This is a genomic window from Clostridium tyrobutyricum DSM 2637 = ATCC 25755 = JCM 11008, assembly GCF_000359585.1.
In the GTDB taxonomy this organism is placed as follows: domain Bacteria; phylum Bacillota; class Clostridia; order Clostridiales; family Clostridiaceae; genus Clostridium_B; species Clostridium_B tyrobutyricum.
In genome coordinates this window covers 132,557-149,795 of sequence record NZ_APMH01000002.1, presented here as the reverse complement: position 1 = coordinate 149,795, position 17,239 = coordinate 132,557, and the positions used below count along the sequence as shown (strand labels likewise).

Sequence of the window (17,239 nt, the reverse complement as noted above, 5' to 3'; positions counted from 1 at the left end):
TTTGATTATTAATTCAGAATTTATAGAGGAGTTGAAATAAATTGAAAGATTATATTGAAGAAAGAGTTTTAGAGGTAGCTAAATATATAATAGGATCAAGGGCTACTATTAGGAAAACGGCAAAGGTTTTTGGCGTTAGCAAAAGTACTATACACAAGGATATGACTGAAAGACTTCCAAAAATAAATCCTCAGATAGCAAAAGAGGCAAAAACCATATTGGACTTTAATAAAGCAGAAAGACATATTAGGGGTGGTAATGCAACTAAAATGAAATATAAGGCTATTGAAGGTTAAAAACATTCCTATTATAATTATAATATGATAAACTTAATAGTGATATGTAATTTTGCAATGAAAAGAAAGGGAGAGTAGGAGTGAAAAAGGAATGTTTTTTAGTATAGGAACAGATATGGGAATTGATTTAGGTACAGCTACAATACTTGTTTATATTAAAGGAAAAGGTGTAATATTAAAGGAACCATCAGTAGTTGCAATAGACAAGAACCAAAATAAGGTACTGGCTGTAGGCGAAGAAGCATGGCAGATGATTGGAAGGACACCTGGCAATATTGTGGCTATACGACCACTCAGAGATGGAGTTATATCTGATTATGATGTAACTGAAAAGATGCTGAAATATTTTATAGGAAAAGCTTGTGGTAAAAAAAGAATTACTCCTAGAGTTGTAGTTTGTGTCCCTTGTGAGGCTACAGAAGTTGAAAAGAGGGCTGTAATTGATGCAGCACAAAATGCAGGTGCCAAAAAAGTGTTTTTGATTGAAGAACCATTAGCAGCAGCCATAGGTGCTGGTATTGATATAACAAAACCAGAGGGAAATATGGTTATTGATATAGGTGGAGGAACTACTGATGTTGCTGTAATATCCTTGGGTGGTATTGTTGTAAGATCTTCTATTAAGATAGCTGGAGACAAGTTTGATGAATCAATAATGAAATATATAAGAAAAGAACATAAACTTATGATAGGAGAGAGAACTGCGGAGGAATTAAAGATAAATATAGGTTCTGCATATAAGCCAGACAGTGAAATTGGTATGGAAATAAGGGGTAGAGATCTAGTTACAGGTCTTCCTAAAAATATAGCAGTATCATCTACTGAAATAAGAGATGCACTAAAATATACCATAAATGCAATAGCTGATACAACCCATGCAGTACTTGAAAAGACGCCCCCAGAATTGGCAGCAGATATTTCTAATAAAGGTATTGTCATGACTGGAGGGGGATCTCTTTTAAATGGGTTAAATGAGCTGATACAGGAGGTCACACGTGTACCGGTATATGTAGCTGAAGATGCAGTATCATGTGTAGCTATTGGTACAGGCAAAGTACTTGAATATTTGGACAAAATGGAGCTTACATTTAGTGGTGATGATATAACTCTTATAGACTAATATTCATTTAAATCTAATTTATTAGTTTGAATTAATTTCTAGTAAGTTAGATTTTTATCTATACAAGTAAATCATCATTATAGTATAAATAGTATCCATGCATTAAAGAACGAAGTATAACTTTTGCCATGGATAAAATTAAACTTAATCTTATATTATTAGTACAGCTAAATATATTTTCATTGGCATTTGAATCAACTATACCTACTATTGATGATTCTCCTACATTGGGCAGAGATTTACCAACACCTTTTCCAGGATGAATCGGGAAATCTCTAGCTTGTATCTCACCTATATTTTCTCGATTGCCTAGACAGGCATCTATACCTATAATATTATAATTTTCATGATTTAACCTTATTTCATTTAATTTATTATCAATATTTAAAGCATGTATTGGATCTTCAATTGTACCATACACTGGTAGGGGAAAATGATTTGTTTTAAGAAGTGTACCTACCAAAGGGCCAAGGCAGTCTCCTATGTATTTGTCTGTTCCAATACAAACTATTACAGTATTTTCATTAATATAATCTTTTAAAAAATATGCTAACTTGTAGTAAGCCAATTTACTTTTATAGTTAGATTTTACTTTATTCAAAGTGTTCACCTCTTTAATTTATGTGTTGAATGCTATATATAATTTATATGACATAATTAAAAAAATAGAATGTAATACAATATTTTTTAATAAATAGGATATAAATGCTGTAATTGTTAATGTACGATATTAGAAGGAAAACGGAGAAAAATGGTTATAATACTATGTAATTTATGAAAATGGTCGTATATAAAATTTGAAAATATTATATTGACCATGTATACTAATTTACGGTAATGAATTTGTTATTTATGGATTTTTATTGATTGCCAAAATATTAATCATACGCTGGCATAGCTCAGCTGGTAGAGCAACTGACTTGTAATCAGTAGGTCGTGGGTTCGATGCCTACTGTCAGCACCAAATGCGGAGGAATTCCCGAGTGGCTAAAGGGGGCAGACTGTAAATCTGTTGTCATTGACTTCGATGGTTCGAATCCATCTTCCTCCACCATAAAAAAACACTTACAAGTGTTTTTTATTTTACAATTTAAAACTCTTATCGAGAGAGGTGGAGGGAAAGGGCCCTGTGAAACCCGGCAACCAGTAATATTACTAAGGTGCCAATTCCTGCAGAATTACTGCAAGATAAGAGAGTAGTTAAGTTTATTAACCTCTTCTTACGAAGAGGTTTTTTATTTTACACAAACGGAGGTAAGAAATATGAGAAAACTATTCACATCTGAGTCAGTTACAGAAGGACATCCAGATAAAATGTGTGATCAAATTTCAGATGCTATCCTTGATTCTATATTAAGTCAGGATCCCAATGGAAGAGTAGCTTGTGAGACAATAACTACTACCGGAATGATTTTAGTTATGGGTGAAATATCAACTAAGTGTTACGTAGACATACCTAAAATAGTTAGAAAGACTGTAAGAGAAATAGGATATACTAGAGCTAAATATGGTTTTGATTGTGATACTTGTTCTGTAATATCCTCTATAGATGAGCAATCTTCTGATATAGCCATGGGTGTAGATGAAGCTTTTGAAGCTAAATCAGGTAAGATGGATAAAATAGATGCTATTGGAGCTGGAGATCAGGGAATGATGTTTGGTTTTGCTACAAATGAAACTGAAGAATACATGCCACTTCCAATAAGTATGGCACATAAGCTTTCTAAGAGATTGGCGGATGTAAGAAAAGAAGGTATATTATCTTATTTGAGACCAGATGGTAAAACTCAGGTAACTGTAGAATATGAAAATGATAAGCCTGTTAGAATAGATACAGTAGTTGTATCTACTCAGCATGACCCACATGTAACTCAAGAACAGATAAGAGAAGATATAATTGAAAATGTAATAAAATTTATTATACCAGCAGAATTTTTGGACAGCAAAACTAAATATTTCATAAATCCGACAGGTAGATTTGTTGTAGGAGGTCCTCAAGGAGATTCAGGACTTACAGGAAGAAAGATAATAGTTGATACATATGGTGGATACGGAAGACATGGCGGCGGAGCTTTCTCAGGAAAAGACCCAACTAAGGTTGATAGATCTGCTGCATATGCAGCAAGATGGGTTGCTAAGAACCTAGTGGCAGCAGGAGTAGCAGACAAGCTAGAGTTGCAGTTGGCTTATGCCATAGGTGTAGCACAACCTGTATCTATAACAGCAGATACTTTTGGTACAGGAAAAATTTCAGAAGATAAAATAGTTGAAATAGTAAATAAAGTATTTGATTTGAGACCGGGAGCTATAATAAGAGATTTGGATTTAAGAAGGCCTATATATAGACAAGTAGCAGCTTATGGACACTTTGGAAGAACAGATATAGATGTTCCTTGGGAAAAATTGAATAGAGTGAATGAAATAAAGAAATATTTATAATATTTCTTGGCACGTATCCATAAATGGATACGTGCTTTTTAAGTTAAAATCAATTTAATATAATATTATGATATAATTGTATGTATTATAACTATCTTAAAAAAGTAGGGAGATTCTATGCAGGAGTTACAAGGTATTGTAGATGAAATAGTATATCAAAATGAGAAAAATGGATATACAGTTGCCAGAATAAAGGGAAAAGATGGAATTACAGTTATAGTAGGCAGTATACCATTTATTATGGAAGGACAAAATTTAAAGTTAACGGGAGACTGGTCAGTCCATCCCAAGTTTGGCAGGCAGCTTAAAATTAAATATTCTGAGGAGATATTGCCAACTAGTTCCACTGGAATAGAAAGATACTTATCATCTGGGGCAATATCGGGCATAGGACCTGTAACTGCAAAGAAAATAGTAGAGAGATTTGGTGAAGATACATTAGATGTATTGGATAATCATATAGAAAGACTTAGAGAGATAGAAGGTATTGGACAAAAAAAGATAGATTTAATTTGTAAATCCTATTCAAAACAAGTAGAAGTAAGAAATATAATGATATTTTTACAAACTTATGGGGTTACTCCAAATCAATGTGTAAAGATACATAAGAAGTTTGGAGCAGCATCTATAAAAACAGTTAAGGAAAATCCATATGTACTTACGGAAGAAATATCAGGCATAGGCTTTAAAATTGCTGATAGAATAGCTAGAAGTTTGGGAATAGAAGGCAATTCACCATTTAGAATTCAGAGTGGTATTAAATATATAGTAAGTAAGTTTTGTAATTTTGGCAACACATATATGCCGTTAAAAAAATTAGAGGAAGAAGCGCTGGATGTACTTGAGGTGACAAAAGATGAGATAGAAGAAAATATATATGACAGCTCACTTAAAGGAACTATAAAATTGGAGAAATTTGAAGATAATATCTGTGTATTCTTACCTATTTATTATTATTGCGAGCTTAGTGTGACAAAAAAAATATTATATTTGTCATTTAGTGAGTATGATGAAATTGAATTAGATATAGATAAAGAAATTTCAGAATTTGAATCACAAAATAATATACAATTTGCAGAATCACAAAAAAAAGCTATAATAGGTGCAGTGGAAAATGGAGTGGAAATAATAACAGGAGGACCTGGTACGGGAAAGACTACTATAATAAATTGTATTACCAAAATATTTGAAAAGGCAAAGCTAAGGGTATTTATGGCAGCACCTACAGGAAGGGCTGCAAAGAGAATGTCAGAATCTGCAAATAGAGAGGCAAAAACTATACACCGGCTTTTAGAAATGAATGCATCTAGTGATGAAGATGAAATTATGTTTTCTAGAAGTGAAGATATTACACTGGAATGTGATGTAGTGATTGTAGATGAAGCATCCATGATAGATATAATTCTTATGAATAATTTACTTAAGGCAATTTCTATTGGCACTAGAGTTATAATAGTAGGAGATGTAGATCAACTTCCTTCAGTTGGACCAGGAAATGTACTTAAGGATTTTATAGAAAGCAAGTGCATTAAAGTAGTTAGGTTAAAAGAGATATTCAGACAATCCAAAGAAAGTATGATAATAGTAAATGCACATAGAATAAATTCTGGTATGATGCCGTTTTTAAATAAAAAGGATAAGGACTTTTACTTCATAAAATGTGATGACCAGAATAAAATACTGGATACATTGATTCAATTGGTTGACAAAAGACTGCCTGGCTTTAATAAATCATGGAATAAATTAAGTGATATTCAAGTAGTTTCACCTATGAGAAAAGGTATTCTTGGAGTTCTTAATTTAAATAACAGACTTCAAAATGTTTTGAATTGTAAAAGTAAAGATAAAAATGAAAAGGAATTTAGAAATGTACTATTTAGAGTTGGGGATAAGGTGATGCAGACAAAGAACAATTATTCGTTAAAATGGGAATCAATTCTAAACAGTGGAGAAGAAAGCGGATTGGGAATATTTAATGGGGATGTAGGTTACGTAGAGAGTATAAATAATGAAAATAATACTTTATCAGTAATTTTTGATGATGAAAAAAGAGTTATGTATGATAATATATACTTAGATGAGTTAACTTTGGCTTATGCAGTAACCATACACAAAAGTCAAGGAAGCGAATTCCCGGTAATAGTCATGCCTGTATTTATGGGATCAAGTTTTTTGATGAATAGGAATCTTCTATATACAGCTGTAACCAGGGCAAAACAAATGGTTGTACTGGTTGGTGAGTTAAAGGCGCTAAAATTTATGATAGACAACAACAAGAGTTTCGACAGATATTCTTTATTAAAAAATAGAATAATGGATATAATGGAGAGTGAAGATAATGTTGCTTTGGAAAAAGATGCACCTTGGAGAGGAGAAGACAAGAGTAGAACAGGATATAATAAAATGGATTAATGGAAAGAAAAAATTTTTAAATATAATATCTGTTCCATATAATTCTACAGAAATATTTATAGAAATTATTCAAAAATATATGAAAGAGGATAAAAAAGTAATATATATAACAGATGAAAAGCCGGGACAGATAAGCATTATATCAAATATAAAGAAATATACTAATTTAAAAGATTATAGTTATATAAAAAAGTTTACAAATAATAATTCAAATTTAAAAATATGCAGCCTGGAAACAGCAACAAAGATTGATCAAAAATTTGATTTGATTATCTACGATGATATAAGTAGTTTCTCATACCACAATAGATATGAAATACTAGATATATTGGATAAACTAGCTTATGAAAATAGTAGAATAATTTCATATTCAATAGAAGAGATATTAAAAAATGCTGATTATATTATTATACCTCTTAAAAACAATAAATTCCCAATAGTTGAGCCAAGGACAGTAATTACTAGAATTAATATAAGTAAAGATATACCATTTGTAATTTATGATTATTTAAAATGGTCTATAAATGCAGGGAGAAAAGTTATAATATACGTTCCTGATTATATAAAAGTCAGGGAAGTAAGTTCATACATAAGACAATATTGCAAATATATTTTGAAAAATATAATGTGTTTTGAAAGGGAAAGACCTGATGAAAAAGTAATTTCAAAATTTTTTAATATGGAAAATGCAGTGTTAATTACAGATTATTTTGGAGATCTAATTAGTCATATAGAGAATTCTGATATAATGATATATTTCGCAGACAATAAGAGTTTTAACTATAAAGAATTTATATATTTATGTGCAAGTGTAGCGCGAGATAAGAAAAATTTAAAAGGAGAAGTTATATTTTTAGCTAATTATGAGACGAAAGAGATGGAAAAGGCCAAATGTATAGCTAGAAATTTTAACAAAGAAGCATGGAACATGGGATTATTGAAAGTTTGAAATTTTTAAAAGATTGTTTGCTGTCAACTATTTATTGTGATGATGAGAAATGTTTATTGTGTGGATATGATCTATATTCCGATGAATTCATATGTAATTCATGCAGAAAAGGTATAATGAGCTGTGAAAACAAAAACCAATTGGAATACCAAAATACAAAATTTGATTTTTATAGTGCTTCATATTACTCAGGAAGTATGAAAGAGCTTATAGGAAAATTGAAATATAAGAATTCTTTTAAATCTGGAGAAGTTATAGCTGCATATATGTATGATGTTATAAAAAAGAACAATATAGTATTTGATATCATAACTTATGTTCCCATGACAAAAAAGGATGAAAAAAGAAGAGGGTATAATCAAAGCAAGTATTTAGCTAGTATACTTAAAGGCTATTTAAGAAAACCGGTTAAATGCTGTATCCAAAAAAGGAGAAGTACAAAAGATCAAATAGGATTGAGTAAAGAAGACAGATGGAGTAATATAAAAGATAGTTTTAAAATTGTAGATAAAGATATGGTAAAAAATAAAAACATTTTACTTGTTGACGATGTTATAACTACTGGAGCTACTGCATTTTATTGCGCATCGGAACTGAAAAATAATGGTTCAAATAAAGTTACGATATTGACTGGTGCCAAAAGTAGGGTATAATTAATATGTTAAGTTAGGTCTGTGGTTGAAAGTCGATGCCAGTCGCAGGCAAAGCGATCCACGTAAATCAAATAAAATGTTTGACGAGCATGGTGCGGTTTAGAAGTAAGTCCTGCCGCAAAGATGCGAGAGAATTAGTAGTGAGAGGTTAAGTCCGGGTAGCAAAAGTTCCAGCAGGCGAGTGTGGGGTCAAAGACCAGGTCAGCTAGCTTGAAAGAGCACCAGTGGTGCTATTTAGCAGTCTTTTATAGGCTGCTATATTCATTTGAAATTATAGAATTCCCGACCTATTCCCGGCGTAGATAAATTGAAATACTATAATTTTTAAAAATATTATAACTTGTATTAGTATTAATACAGGTCATTAATAAGTTTATATATTTTATTCCTTGCTTTTCTTTTTTTGAGTACTGTATTAAGAGTACAAATCAAGACTCCCATGGTTATGGTACTAATAGTAATGCATTTAATTTTACTTTTCATTTTAATCTCCCTTAATATATAATTTATTTATGTAAATAAAAAACTGACTTTAAGATTGAGCAAAACATGAATTTATTAATATTATATCCATGCTCTTAAATTAAATTCACTTTAAAATAGTTAAAAGGCTTATAATAAAACAACAATTCAGCAACTTTTAGAGATGATAATTTGCTTTATATATTTATAAATGTTATACTGTATAAAGAACTTAAATGAATCGTAATTAATTTAAACGCGGATATATTTCAATGTGTACTTATGTTTATTATATATGTTAATGTCGAAATTTTATTTAGTGGATATAGTTATTACAAAGAGTTTAAGAAATAAAATTTTGGAGGTACTTATATATGACAGGTACAGTTAAATGGTTTAATGGAGAAAAAGGATATGGATTTATTACAGGAGAAGATGGAAAAGATATTTTTGCACACTTTTCTCAGATAAATTCAAATGGATACAAATCACTTGATGAAGGTCAAAAAGTTTCTTATGATGAAGGTAAGGGACAAAAAGGACCACAAGCAGAAAATATTACTGTTCTTTAATAATTAGGATGAATATTTTATCCCTTAGGTAGAGACATCTACTTAAGGGATTTTTATATGGTATATTATATAATATATCACATAAAATTTTAATATACTGATTTCCATTGTTTACTTGAATATCTATTGTATTTTACATTAAATAGTATTAATATATAAGTATAAACTATATAACATAATAATTGTTTCAAATTATGTTATATCTATGTAAATTATAATTTACATAGAGTAATAAGAGAGGGGCTGGAAATATGAAAATAATTATAAAAGGCAAAAATATTTCGGTAACTGATTCATTGAAGAATGCAGTTAACAAGAAACTATCAAAACTGGATAAGTATTTCAACCCTAATGTAGAGGCACAAGTTACACTAAGCGTACAAAAAAAGAATCAAATTGTAGAAGTTACAATACCTTTTAATGGTGTCATACTTAGAGGCGAAGAATCAAATAATGATATGTATACTTCTATTGATCTAGTTGTAGATAAATTGGAAGGTCAGATAAGAAAACAGAAAACGAAGCTCTTGAAGAGAAAACGTTCTGCGGATTCATTGAAATTTCAATTTATACCAGATCAAAACGATACAGAAGATGAAGAACATAAAATAGTAAGAACTAAAAGATTTGCTGTGAAGCCAATGTCTCCAGAGGAGGCAGTTCTCCAAATGGAATTATTGGGACATAACTTTTTTGTATATCAGGAAGCTAGAAGTGGTGAAGTCAATGTGGTATACAGGAGAAAAGATGGAGACTATGGTCTTATAGAACCTGAATTTTAGAATTAGCTATATAAAGGGGAGCTCTTAAAGCTTCCTTTTTATTTATTATCATAAAGTGATTATATGTAAAGTTAAAGTAAATTTATACCTTTATTTATTGAATAGGTAATGAGTAGATGATATAATTAAAAGGTATATATTCTTTTATATAAAATAACATGTGAGGATGAAAATAATGAAACTTTTACAAAAATTTTTTGGTTCATATAGTAATAGAGAAGTTAAGCGAGTAATTCCTATTGCTGAAAAGATAGATAAGTTAGATGCTGATATGCAGAAATTAACAGATGATCAGCTTAGAGTTAAAACTGATGAATTCAAGGAAAGAATTAAAAATGGAGAAAGCCTGGATTCCATACTTCCAGAAGCTTTTGCCGTAGTTAGGGAAGCCGCGTATAGGACTATAGGGTTAAAGCATTACAAAGAGCAATTAATAGGTGGAATTGTATTGCATCAGGGAAGAATAGCTGAAATGAAAACTGGTGAAGGAAAAACTCTTGTAGCTACTGCACCTGCATATTTGAATTCTCTTACAGGAAAGGGAGTACATATAATAACTGTAAATGATTATCTTGCAAAGAGAGATAGAGATTCTATGGCTCCTGTATATGAATTCCTGGGACTTAAAGTTGGAGTTATACTTCATGACTTAGATCAAACTCAAAGACAGGAAGCATATAAATGTGATATAACTTATGGAACAAATAGTGAATTTGGATTTGACTATTTAAGAGATAACATGGTTGTGTATAAAGAAGAGAGAGTTCAGAGAGGACTGAATTTTGCAATAGTTGATGAAGTGGATTCAATACTTATTGATGAAGCTAGAACTCCGCTTATAATATCAGGTGAAGGAGAAAAATCTACTGAGTTTTATAAAGTGGCAGATCATTTTGCAAAGACTTTAAAAAAGCAGGAAGAGACTCCAGATGAGAAAACTGGTGAAGTAAAACACAAGGGGGACTTTACTGTAGATGAAAAGGCCAATGCAGTATTGCTTACAGAGCAAGGTATATCAAAGGCAGAAAAGTTTTTTAATTTAAAAAATTATGCGGATGCAGAGAATATGGAACTTCAACATCATGTAATTCAAGCATTGAAGGCCAACTATATTATGAAGCGTGATAAAGACTATATGGTTAAAAATGGTGAAGTACTTATAGTAGATGAATTTACAGGTAGAATGATGGAAGGCAGAAGATATAGTGATGGACTTCATCAGGCCATAGAAGCGAAGGAAGGAGTTAAAGTAGAAAGAGAGTCAAAAACTCTTGCTACTATAACATATCAGAATTATTTTAGAATATTCAATAAACTTTCAGGTATGACTGGTACTGCACTAACGGAAGAAGGCGAATTCAGGGAAATATATGGCTTGGATGTAATAGTAATACCAACCCATAAGCCTTTAATAAGGAAAGATCAATCGGATCTAATATACAAGACTGCAAAGGGAAAATTTAAAGCCATTGCGCAAGAAATATATGAAACTTACAAGAAAGGTCAGCCTGTACTTGTAGGTACCGTAAGTATCGAAAAGTCGGAACTTCTTTCAGACATGTTGAAAAGAAAAGGTGTTCCTCACCAAGTGTTGAATGCTAAATTCCATGAAAAAGAAGCTGATATAATTTCACATGCCGGTGAACAAGGAACTGTAACTATTGCTACCAATATGGCAGGACGTGGTACAGATATAAAACTTGGTGCAGGTGTTGTAAAATTAGGTGGATTAAAAATAATAGGTACAGAAAGACATGAATCAAGAAGAATTGACAATCAGCTGAGAGGACGTTCAGGACGTCAGGGAGATCCGGGAGAATCACGATTTTATGTTTCACTGGAAGATGATCTCATGAGAATATTTGGATCAGACAGACTTCAAAGTGTGGTTGGTAGACTGGGACTTGGAGAAGATGAAGCCATAGAAAGTAAAATGGTTACCAATGCCATAGAAAATGCCCAGAAGAAAGTAGAAGGAAACAATTTTGATATAAGAAAGACGCTGCTTCAGTATGATGATGTAATAAACAAACAGAGAGAAATAATATACAAACAGCGAAGTGAAGTTCTTGAAGGCATAGATCTTAAGGACCAGATTCACAATATGTTTGAGGATCTTGTTATTCAAATTGTAAAGTCTCATATATCGGGGGACGATGAAGAATTTGAAAATGAAATCAAGAATTTAATAGATTATATGGAAGAAATCTTTGTTCCAAAGGATACTGTAAAATTTGATGATATAGCAAATATTTCAGATGAAGAGATAATAGATAAATACATTAAGCTCGGAGATGAAATATACAGAGAAAAAGAAGAAGAATTTACTCCAGAACAGATGAGGGAAATTGAAAGGGTTATTCTTTTAAAAGTTGTTGATACAAGATGGATGGATCATATAGACGATATGGAACATTTAAAGAGAGCTATAGGACTTAGAGCTTACAGACAGCAGGAACCAGCTCAGGCATATCAATTTGAAGGCAGTGAGATGTTTGATGAGATGATCTATAATATTAAGATGGATACTATCAAATATCTATTCCATGTAAAAATAGAAAAGGCTCCGGAAAGAGAAAGAGTTGCTAAAAATATAAATACCAATCAAGTTGGAGATGACAAGGTTAGAAGAATGCCAATTAAAAAAGAAAAAACAGTAGGCAGAAATGATCCTTGTCCATGCGGCAGTGGAAAGAAATATAAAAATTGCTGTGGAAGAAATGCTAGTAATTAAAAGGGGTTGTTTATATATGCTAATGGAATTGGAAGAATCTTTATCGAAAATAAAATCAATAAGAACATCATTAATTCAAGTAAAGGAGTCTCTTTGACTTAGATAACTGTAAAAATAAAATAGAAGAGCTTCAAATGAAGATGCAGGAATCAAATTTTTGGGATGATCCTGAGAGAGCACAGGAAATATCTTCTGAGGAAAGACTGTTAAATGAAAAAATCCACATGTACACCAGTTTGAAGGAAAGATTGGATGATGTAGAGGTATTAGCTGAACTTGCTGAAGAGGAAGAAGATAACTCTGCATGCACTGAAATAATGTCTGAAGTAGAAGACATTGAACATATTATTGATAAACTTAAAATAGAGATACTTTTATCAGGAGAATATGATAAAAATAATGCTATATTAAACCTTCATGTAGGAGTAGGTGGTACAGATGCCCAGGATTGGACAGAAATGCTGCTTAGGATGTATACAAAATGGGCCGAAAAATCTGGATATAAAATTGAAACTCTGGATATGCTGTCTGCAGATGATGCTGGTATAAAGAGTGTATCACTTAAAATAACGGGCGAATTTGCATATGGATATTTAAAAGCCGAGAAGGGCATTCATAGATTGGTTAGAATATCCCCATTTAATGCAAATGGAAAAAGACAGACATCTTTTGCTTCTGTAGAAGTACTGCCTGAACTTACCAAAAATCAAGATATAGATATAAAATCAGATGATTTAAAGGTGGATACCTATAGGTCAAGTGGTGCAGGAGGGCAGCATGTAAACAAGACCGAGTCTGCTGTAAGAATAACACATATACCTACAGGAATAGTTGTACAGTGCCAAAATGAAAGAAGTCAGCATCACAACAGGGAAACTGCCATGTTAATGTTAAAGGCAAAGCTTGTAGAACTAAAGGAAAGGGCTCATAAGGAAAAAGTAGAGGATCTTACAGGAGAACTTAAGGATATGGGATGGGGCAGTCAGATAAGGTCCTATGTATTTCATCCCTACAGCCTGGTTAAAGATCACAGAACTGGTGTGGAAAACAGTAATGTAGCTTCAGTAATGGATGGAAATATTGATAATTTTATAATTGCTTATTTGAAACAACAAGCCAATTGACAATAAATCACTGTAGCTTTATTCAATTTTAGTAAAGCTATGGTGATTTTTGTCATATATTTATATTTATATTGAAAGTTAATTAGTTATATATTAACATATAATTGGAATAAAATTTTATTTAGTAAAGGAATGATTATTAGTGAATGACTTAATTGAATTGATACAATCACCGCGGAAATACTTTTCTAGAGATAAAGATATATCCATGAAATTTATGTATCTGTTATTTTTAATTTTTTTGGCTTTAGGTACTTACGTAGGAGTTTTTGTTGTTTCAAACAAAGATATTGATAAGGTAATAGGCATGGTCCATTTTAGTAAATGGTTTATATTTTCGTTTAGTGTTGTAGGAGGAATAATAGGTACTATTATATATGTAAATATAGTATATTTCGTAGTATATATTACATGTAATAAAATTGAGAAGAAGACCTATAATAAGAAAATAGTTAAAAAACTATTATATACAAGCTATGTTGTACCATATATATTGAGTTATATAATTACATCAATTTATAGCCTATTGGGAGGTCAAAGTGGTATATTTACCAATATATTTAGTTTGATTATATCTGCATTAGTTAGTATATTTATATATATGACATTGAAATTAAATATAAAAACCAAAAATGTCCATAAATTTTTACCTGTAATTATATTTATAATAAGTATAATTCCTGTTATTAAATATTTTATAAAATTACATTAGTATATATAGTATTTAGGAGGCACATATGAAAGATAAAAAAAAGTTATTTGTTATAGTTCCTGTTATCGTTATAGTTTGTGTAATAGTGGCTTTAATATTTAACGTACAGCACAATAAGAAAAAGAAAGCTGAAAGTAATCTAGTAAATGAGACATATACTATTCCAGAAAGACAAACTATATTTTTAGATGGACAAGTCCAGTACTCAAATAAAGTGGATTTTGTAGAAAATGATGTTAATGGGACTGTTGACAAAATAGACGTAAGTGACAAACAAAGTGTAAAAGAGGGACAAACACTATTTAATTATAAAAATGAACAGATAATTGAACAGTATGACAATCTTGAACAACAATTGAAGGATTTAGATTCACAATCAAGTATGATTACAAATGATTCAAAAAATGTTCAGATGTCATCAAATAATACACAAAAGTCAAGTATACAGCAGCAAATGGATAGCATAAAGGATAAAAGATATACTGATATTTTGGCACCTTTTGATGGAGTTGTTTCCAGACCGTCAAATACTGATTCAAACAGTGGATCAAATGGTGTTTCAAGTAAGGTTGTCCTGTCACTCATCAATCCCAAAATGCAGGTAGTAGCCAATGTAAGTGAAAAGGATGTTTTAAAACTTAGGAAAAATCAAAAAGTTCAAATAAGTACTTATGGCACAAACAAGCAATTTACAGGCAAGATTGCATCTATTGGAACAGAGCCTGTACAAGGAACACAAGTTGGAGCAGATGCGACATCTACGGCTTTAGCACAGTCATCATCCGGCGTATCCAATTATCCTGTATACATCAATATAGATAATCAAAATGACATATATTCAGGATTTCATGTTGAAGCGACTACTGTTGATGAAAGTGAACTGCCTAAAATTCCAAAGTCTGCAGTATTCGATCATAATGGCAATAAATATGTTTGGCGTATAAAAAACAACAAACTCAAAAGAGCCCCAGTTGATTTAGACGAATATGATTCCTCATATATGCAGGTAAGAAGTGGTTTGAATTTTGGAGACAAGATTATTAAGAAAGCGTCAGCTGGAATGAAAGAAGGGGACACTTTTGGTACAACAGCTACTGGAAATTAAAGGATTATCTAAATGGTATGAACAAGATAAAAATCGATATAATGTATTGAAAAGTCTTGATTTTAATGTAGAAAAAGGATCTTTTGTAGTCATAACAGGAAAATCTGGGAGCGGTAAAACTACATTATTAAATATTTTAGGTTTTTTAGATAAATTTAATGAAGGAAGCTACATATTTAATGGCAAAGACGTTACTAAGATGAATGAGGTAGAAAAGTGTTCATTTAGAAATAGTCATATTGGTTTTATATTTCAGCAGTTTTATTTGATTGAATCTTTGACCATAGCACAAAATGTTGAATTGCCACTTTTATATCATGGAGGATACAGTAAGAGTCAAAGAGTGGAAATGGTAAAACAGAGTCTTAAGGACGTTGAATTAGAAGAAAAGTTGAATAATTATCCCCATGAATTATCAGGAGGGCAACAACAGCGTGTTTCAATCGCCAGAGCACTTGTTACAAAGGCAGAACTTATTCTTGCTGATGAGCCGACAGGTGCTTTGGATTGGAAAACTGGATTGAAAATTGTTGACTTGTTGGTTAAACTAAATAATCAAAATAAAACCATTGTAATGGTAACCCATGATAATGACCTTAAAAGGTATGCTACTCATTGTGTTTATCTTAAAGATGGGGTCTTTTCTGAGGAGGATAATATATGAGTTTTCTGGAGCTTATAAACAGTGCAGTCTTGAGCTTGCGTACACATAAGCTCAGAGTGTTTTTAACTATGATAGGTATAATTATTGGAATAAGTTCTGTAGTTGTAATACTTTCTATTGGAGCGGGATTAAAAGCCCAGGTAAATAAGTCAACCAGTGATGTAGATGCCAATACTATTACTGTTAATTTTGAACCAAAAGATGAAAGAAGTCCATCTGTAGTAAATCCATTCGATTATAAGGACTTTCAAAAATTGAAGAATGTTGATGGTGTAGAGAAAGTTAGTAAAAGCAGTAATGGATTGGAAAACTTGATCGGAGTAAATCAAAATGCAGTATTTTTTGATAAACAGACTTATCTGAACATAGATAAATACAATAATGATAACTTGAACTTGATGTATGGAAAAAATATTACTAAAGAGGATAGTGATTTTAAAAATTATGTTATCATACTTACAGATGAGCATGCAAAGGCTTTATTTGGAAATGATCTGAAAGATTCTATTGGAAAAGGGATTAAAGTAAAAGGTGAGTTTTTCAAGGTTATAGGAATTCAAAATCAGGATTCAAGTGTATTATCAATGACAAAAGATTATGTACCGGGTTTTGCAAGAGATATTTTAGAGGATGATACATCCATTAACTCTATAGATGTAAAACTTATACAGGGATATGATCCTAAAAATGTATTCAAAGAAGTAAAAAAGGAATTGGAAGCTTTACATCCAGATGTAAAGGGAACCTATACACAAGGAGATCCTAATGCTATTTCCAAGACTTTTGAAAAAATAATAAGTTCGGTAACGGGTTTTATAGCAGTAGTTTCCGGAATATCATTATTTGTAGGTGGAATTGGGGTTATGAATATAATGTATGTTTCCGTTACTGAAAGACGTAGAGAAATTGGTATTAGAAGAGCTATAGGTGCCAAGCCAGGTGCAATACTAAGCCAGTTCTTGATTGAGTCCATATTTATTACTGTAATAGGTGGAATAATCGGTATTTTTGCAGGATGTTTAATAGCGTCTATTGCAGGAATATTTTTACCATTTAAACCAGTTATAACTTTAAGTATTTTAGCAGGGTCGTCAGCTACATCTATAATAATTGGAATAATCTTTGGAATAATTCCTGCATATAGAGCTGCAAATTTGGATCCTATCCAGGCAATTTATAAATAAAGTAATAAAAAACACTATGGACTTACATCCA

Annotated in this window: 15 protein-coding genes, 2 tRNA genes and 1 riboswitch; of the genes, 16 read left to right on the top strand and 1 reads right to left on the bottom strand. The window is 31.4% G+C overall.

Features of this window, described 5'->3' with window-relative positions; genetic code table 11:
- Positions 1–41 precede the first annotated feature (41 nt).
- Both spoIIID and mreB read left to right on the top strand, forming a co-directional pair.
- Positions 42–296: a sporulation transcriptional regulator SpoIIID gene (spoIIID, locus tag J418_RS0101820; protein WP_017751786.1), complete on the top strand. Its 255-nt coding sequence runs from the start codon at positions 42–44 to the stop codon at positions 294–296.
- A gap of 91 nt (positions 297–387) precedes the next feature.
- Positions 388–1,416 carry a rod shape-determining protein gene (mreB, locus tag J418_RS0101815; RefSeq protein ID WP_017751787.1) on the top strand — a complete coding sequence of 343 codons (1,029 nt, stop codon included), beginning with the start codon at positions 388–390 and terminating at the stop codon, positions 1,414–1,416.
- Between the two features lie 58 nt (positions 1,417–1,474).
- Here the strand turns inward: mreB and yyaC are convergent, their stop codons facing one another.
- The gene (yyaC, locus tag J418_RS0101810) at positions 1,475–2,017 is read right to left on the bottom strand and encodes a spore protease YyaC (protein WP_017751788.1); all 543 of its coding nucleotides are present in this window, start codon (positions 2,015–2,017) and stop codon (positions 1,475–1,477) included.
- 287 nt (positions 2,018–2,304) lie between these two features.
- On the opposite strand from yyaC, the gene J418_RS0101805 reads away from it, so the two are divergent.
- From J418_RS0101805 to J418_RS0101735, 14 genes are all read left to right on the top strand, one after another.
- A tRNA-Thr gene (locus J418_RS0101805) sits at positions 2,305–2,380 on the top strand.
- A 5-nt stretch (positions 2,381–2,385) separates the two neighbouring features.
- Positions 2,386–2,470, top strand: a tRNA-Tyr gene (locus tag J418_RS0101800).
- A 42-nt stretch (positions 2,471–2,512) separates the two neighbouring features.
- A riboswitch (SAM riboswitch) is annotated at positions 2,513–2,611 on the top strand.
- Between the two features lie 68 nt (positions 2,612–2,679).
- Positions 2,680–3,855, top strand: a complete 1,176-nt coding sequence (gene metK, locus J418_RS0101795; protein WP_017751490.1) for a methionine adenosyltransferase — start codon at positions 2,680–2,682, stop codon at positions 3,853–3,855.
- A 117-nt stretch (positions 3,856–3,972) separates the two neighbouring features.
- Positions 3,973–6,267, top strand: a complete 2,295-nt coding sequence (gene recD2, locus J418_RS0101790) for an SF1B family DNA helicase RecD2 (protein ID WP_017751489.1) — start codon at positions 3,973–3,975, stop codon at positions 6,265–6,267.
- The gene (locus J418_RS0101785) at positions 6,194–7,216 is read left to right on the top strand and encodes a hypothetical protein (RefSeq protein ID WP_017894685.1); all 1,023 of its coding nucleotides are present in this window, start codon (positions 6,194–6,196) and stop codon (positions 7,214–7,216) included. The genes recD2 and J418_RS0101785 overlap by 74 nt, the downstream gene beginning before the upstream one ends.
- Positions 7,213–7,869, top strand: coding sequence for a ComF family protein (locus J418_RS0101780; RefSeq protein WP_017751487.1), 657 nt, complete (start codon positions 7,213–7,215; stop codon positions 7,867–7,869). Before J418_RS0101785 ends, J418_RS0101780 begins: the two co-directional genes overlap by 4 nt.
- Before the next feature lie 836 nt (positions 7,870–8,705).
- Entirely contained in the window at positions 8,706–8,903 is a 198-nt protein-coding gene (locus J418_RS0101770; protein ID WP_017751485.1) for a cold-shock protein, read from the top strand.
- Between the two features lie 251 nt (positions 8,904–9,154).
- Complete coding sequence (gene hpf / locus J418_RS0101765; protein ID WP_017751484.1) at positions 9,155–9,685, top strand: ribosome hibernation-promoting factor, HPF/YfiA family; 531 nt, start codon at positions 9,155–9,157, stop codon at positions 9,683–9,685.
- Between the two features lie 175 nt (positions 9,686–9,860).
- Positions 9,861–12,419, top strand: coding sequence for a preprotein translocase subunit SecA (gene secA / locus J418_RS0101760; RefSeq protein ID WP_017751483.1), 2,559 nt, complete (start codon positions 9,861–9,863; stop codon positions 12,417–12,419).
- A gap of 16 nt (positions 12,420–12,435) precedes the next feature.
- Positions 12,436–13,543 (top strand): peptide chain release factor 2 gene (gene prfB / locus J418_RS0101755; protein ID WP_182915944.1). Its coding sequence is split into 2 segments (ribosomal slippage): positions 12,436–12,513 and positions 12,515–13,543, totalling 1,107 coding nucleotides; the frame shifts between segments, so codons are not numbered across the junction.
- A 142-nt stretch (positions 13,544–13,685) separates the two neighbouring features.
- The gene (locus tag J418_RS0101750) at positions 13,686–14,255 is read left to right on the top strand and encodes a YIP1 family protein (RefSeq protein WP_017894684.1); all 570 of its coding nucleotides are present in this window, start codon (positions 13,686–13,688) and stop codon (positions 14,253–14,255) included.
- Positions 14,256–14,280: 25 nt separating this feature from the next.
- Positions 14,281–15,360, top strand: coding sequence for an efflux RND transporter periplasmic adaptor subunit (locus tag J418_RS0101745; protein ID WP_017894683.1), 1,080 nt, complete (start codon positions 14,281–14,283; stop codon positions 15,358–15,360).
- Positions 15,335–16,024 carry an ABC transporter ATP-binding protein gene (locus J418_RS0101740; RefSeq protein WP_017894682.1) on the top strand — a complete coding sequence of 230 codons (690 nt, stop codon included), beginning with the start codon at positions 15,335–15,337 and terminating at the stop codon, positions 16,022–16,024. The genes J418_RS0101745 and J418_RS0101740 overlap by 26 nt, the downstream gene beginning before the upstream one ends.
- Positions 16,021–17,208 (top strand): ABC transporter permease, encoded by a 1,188-nt coding sequence (locus J418_RS0101735; RefSeq protein ID WP_017894681.1) that lies wholly within the window; start codon positions 16,021–16,023, stop codon positions 17,206–17,208. Before J418_RS0101740 ends, J418_RS0101735 begins: the two co-directional genes overlap by 4 nt.
- Positions 17,209–17,239: the final 31 nt, after the last annotated feature.

Coding starts and splice junctions, on each gene's coding strand:
- J418_RS0101745 (WP_017894683.1), top strand. CDS start 14,281: ATGAAAGATAAAAAAAAGTTATTTGTTATAGTTCCTGTTATCGTTATA.
- mreB (WP_017751787.1), top strand. CDS start 388: ATGTTTTTTAGTATAGGAACAGATATGGGAATTGATTTAGGTACAGCT.
- recD2 (WP_017751489.1), top strand. CDS start 3,973: ATGCAGGAGTTACAAGGTATTGTAGATGAAATAGTATATCAAAATGAG.
- J418_RS0101735 (WP_017894681.1), top strand. CDS start 16,021: ATGAGTTTTCTGGAGCTTATAAACAGTGCAGTCTTGAGCTTGCGTACA.
- J418_RS0101785 (WP_017894685.1), top strand. CDS start 6,194: ATGTTGCTTTGGAAAAAGATGCACCTTGGAGAGGAGAAGACAAGAGTA.
- metK (WP_017751490.1), top strand. CDS start 2,680: ATGAGAAAACTATTCACATCTGAGTCAGTTACAGAAGGACATCCAGAT.
- hpf (WP_017751484.1), top strand. CDS start 9,155: ATGAAAATAATTATAAAAGGCAAAAATATTTCGGTAACTGATTCATTG.
- J418_RS0101770 (WP_017751485.1), top strand. CDS start 8,706: ATGACAGGTACAGTTAAATGGTTTAATGGAGAAAAAGGATATGGATTT.
- secA (WP_017751483.1), top strand. CDS start 9,861: ATGAAACTTTTACAAAAATTTTTTGGTTCATATAGTAATAGAGAAGTT.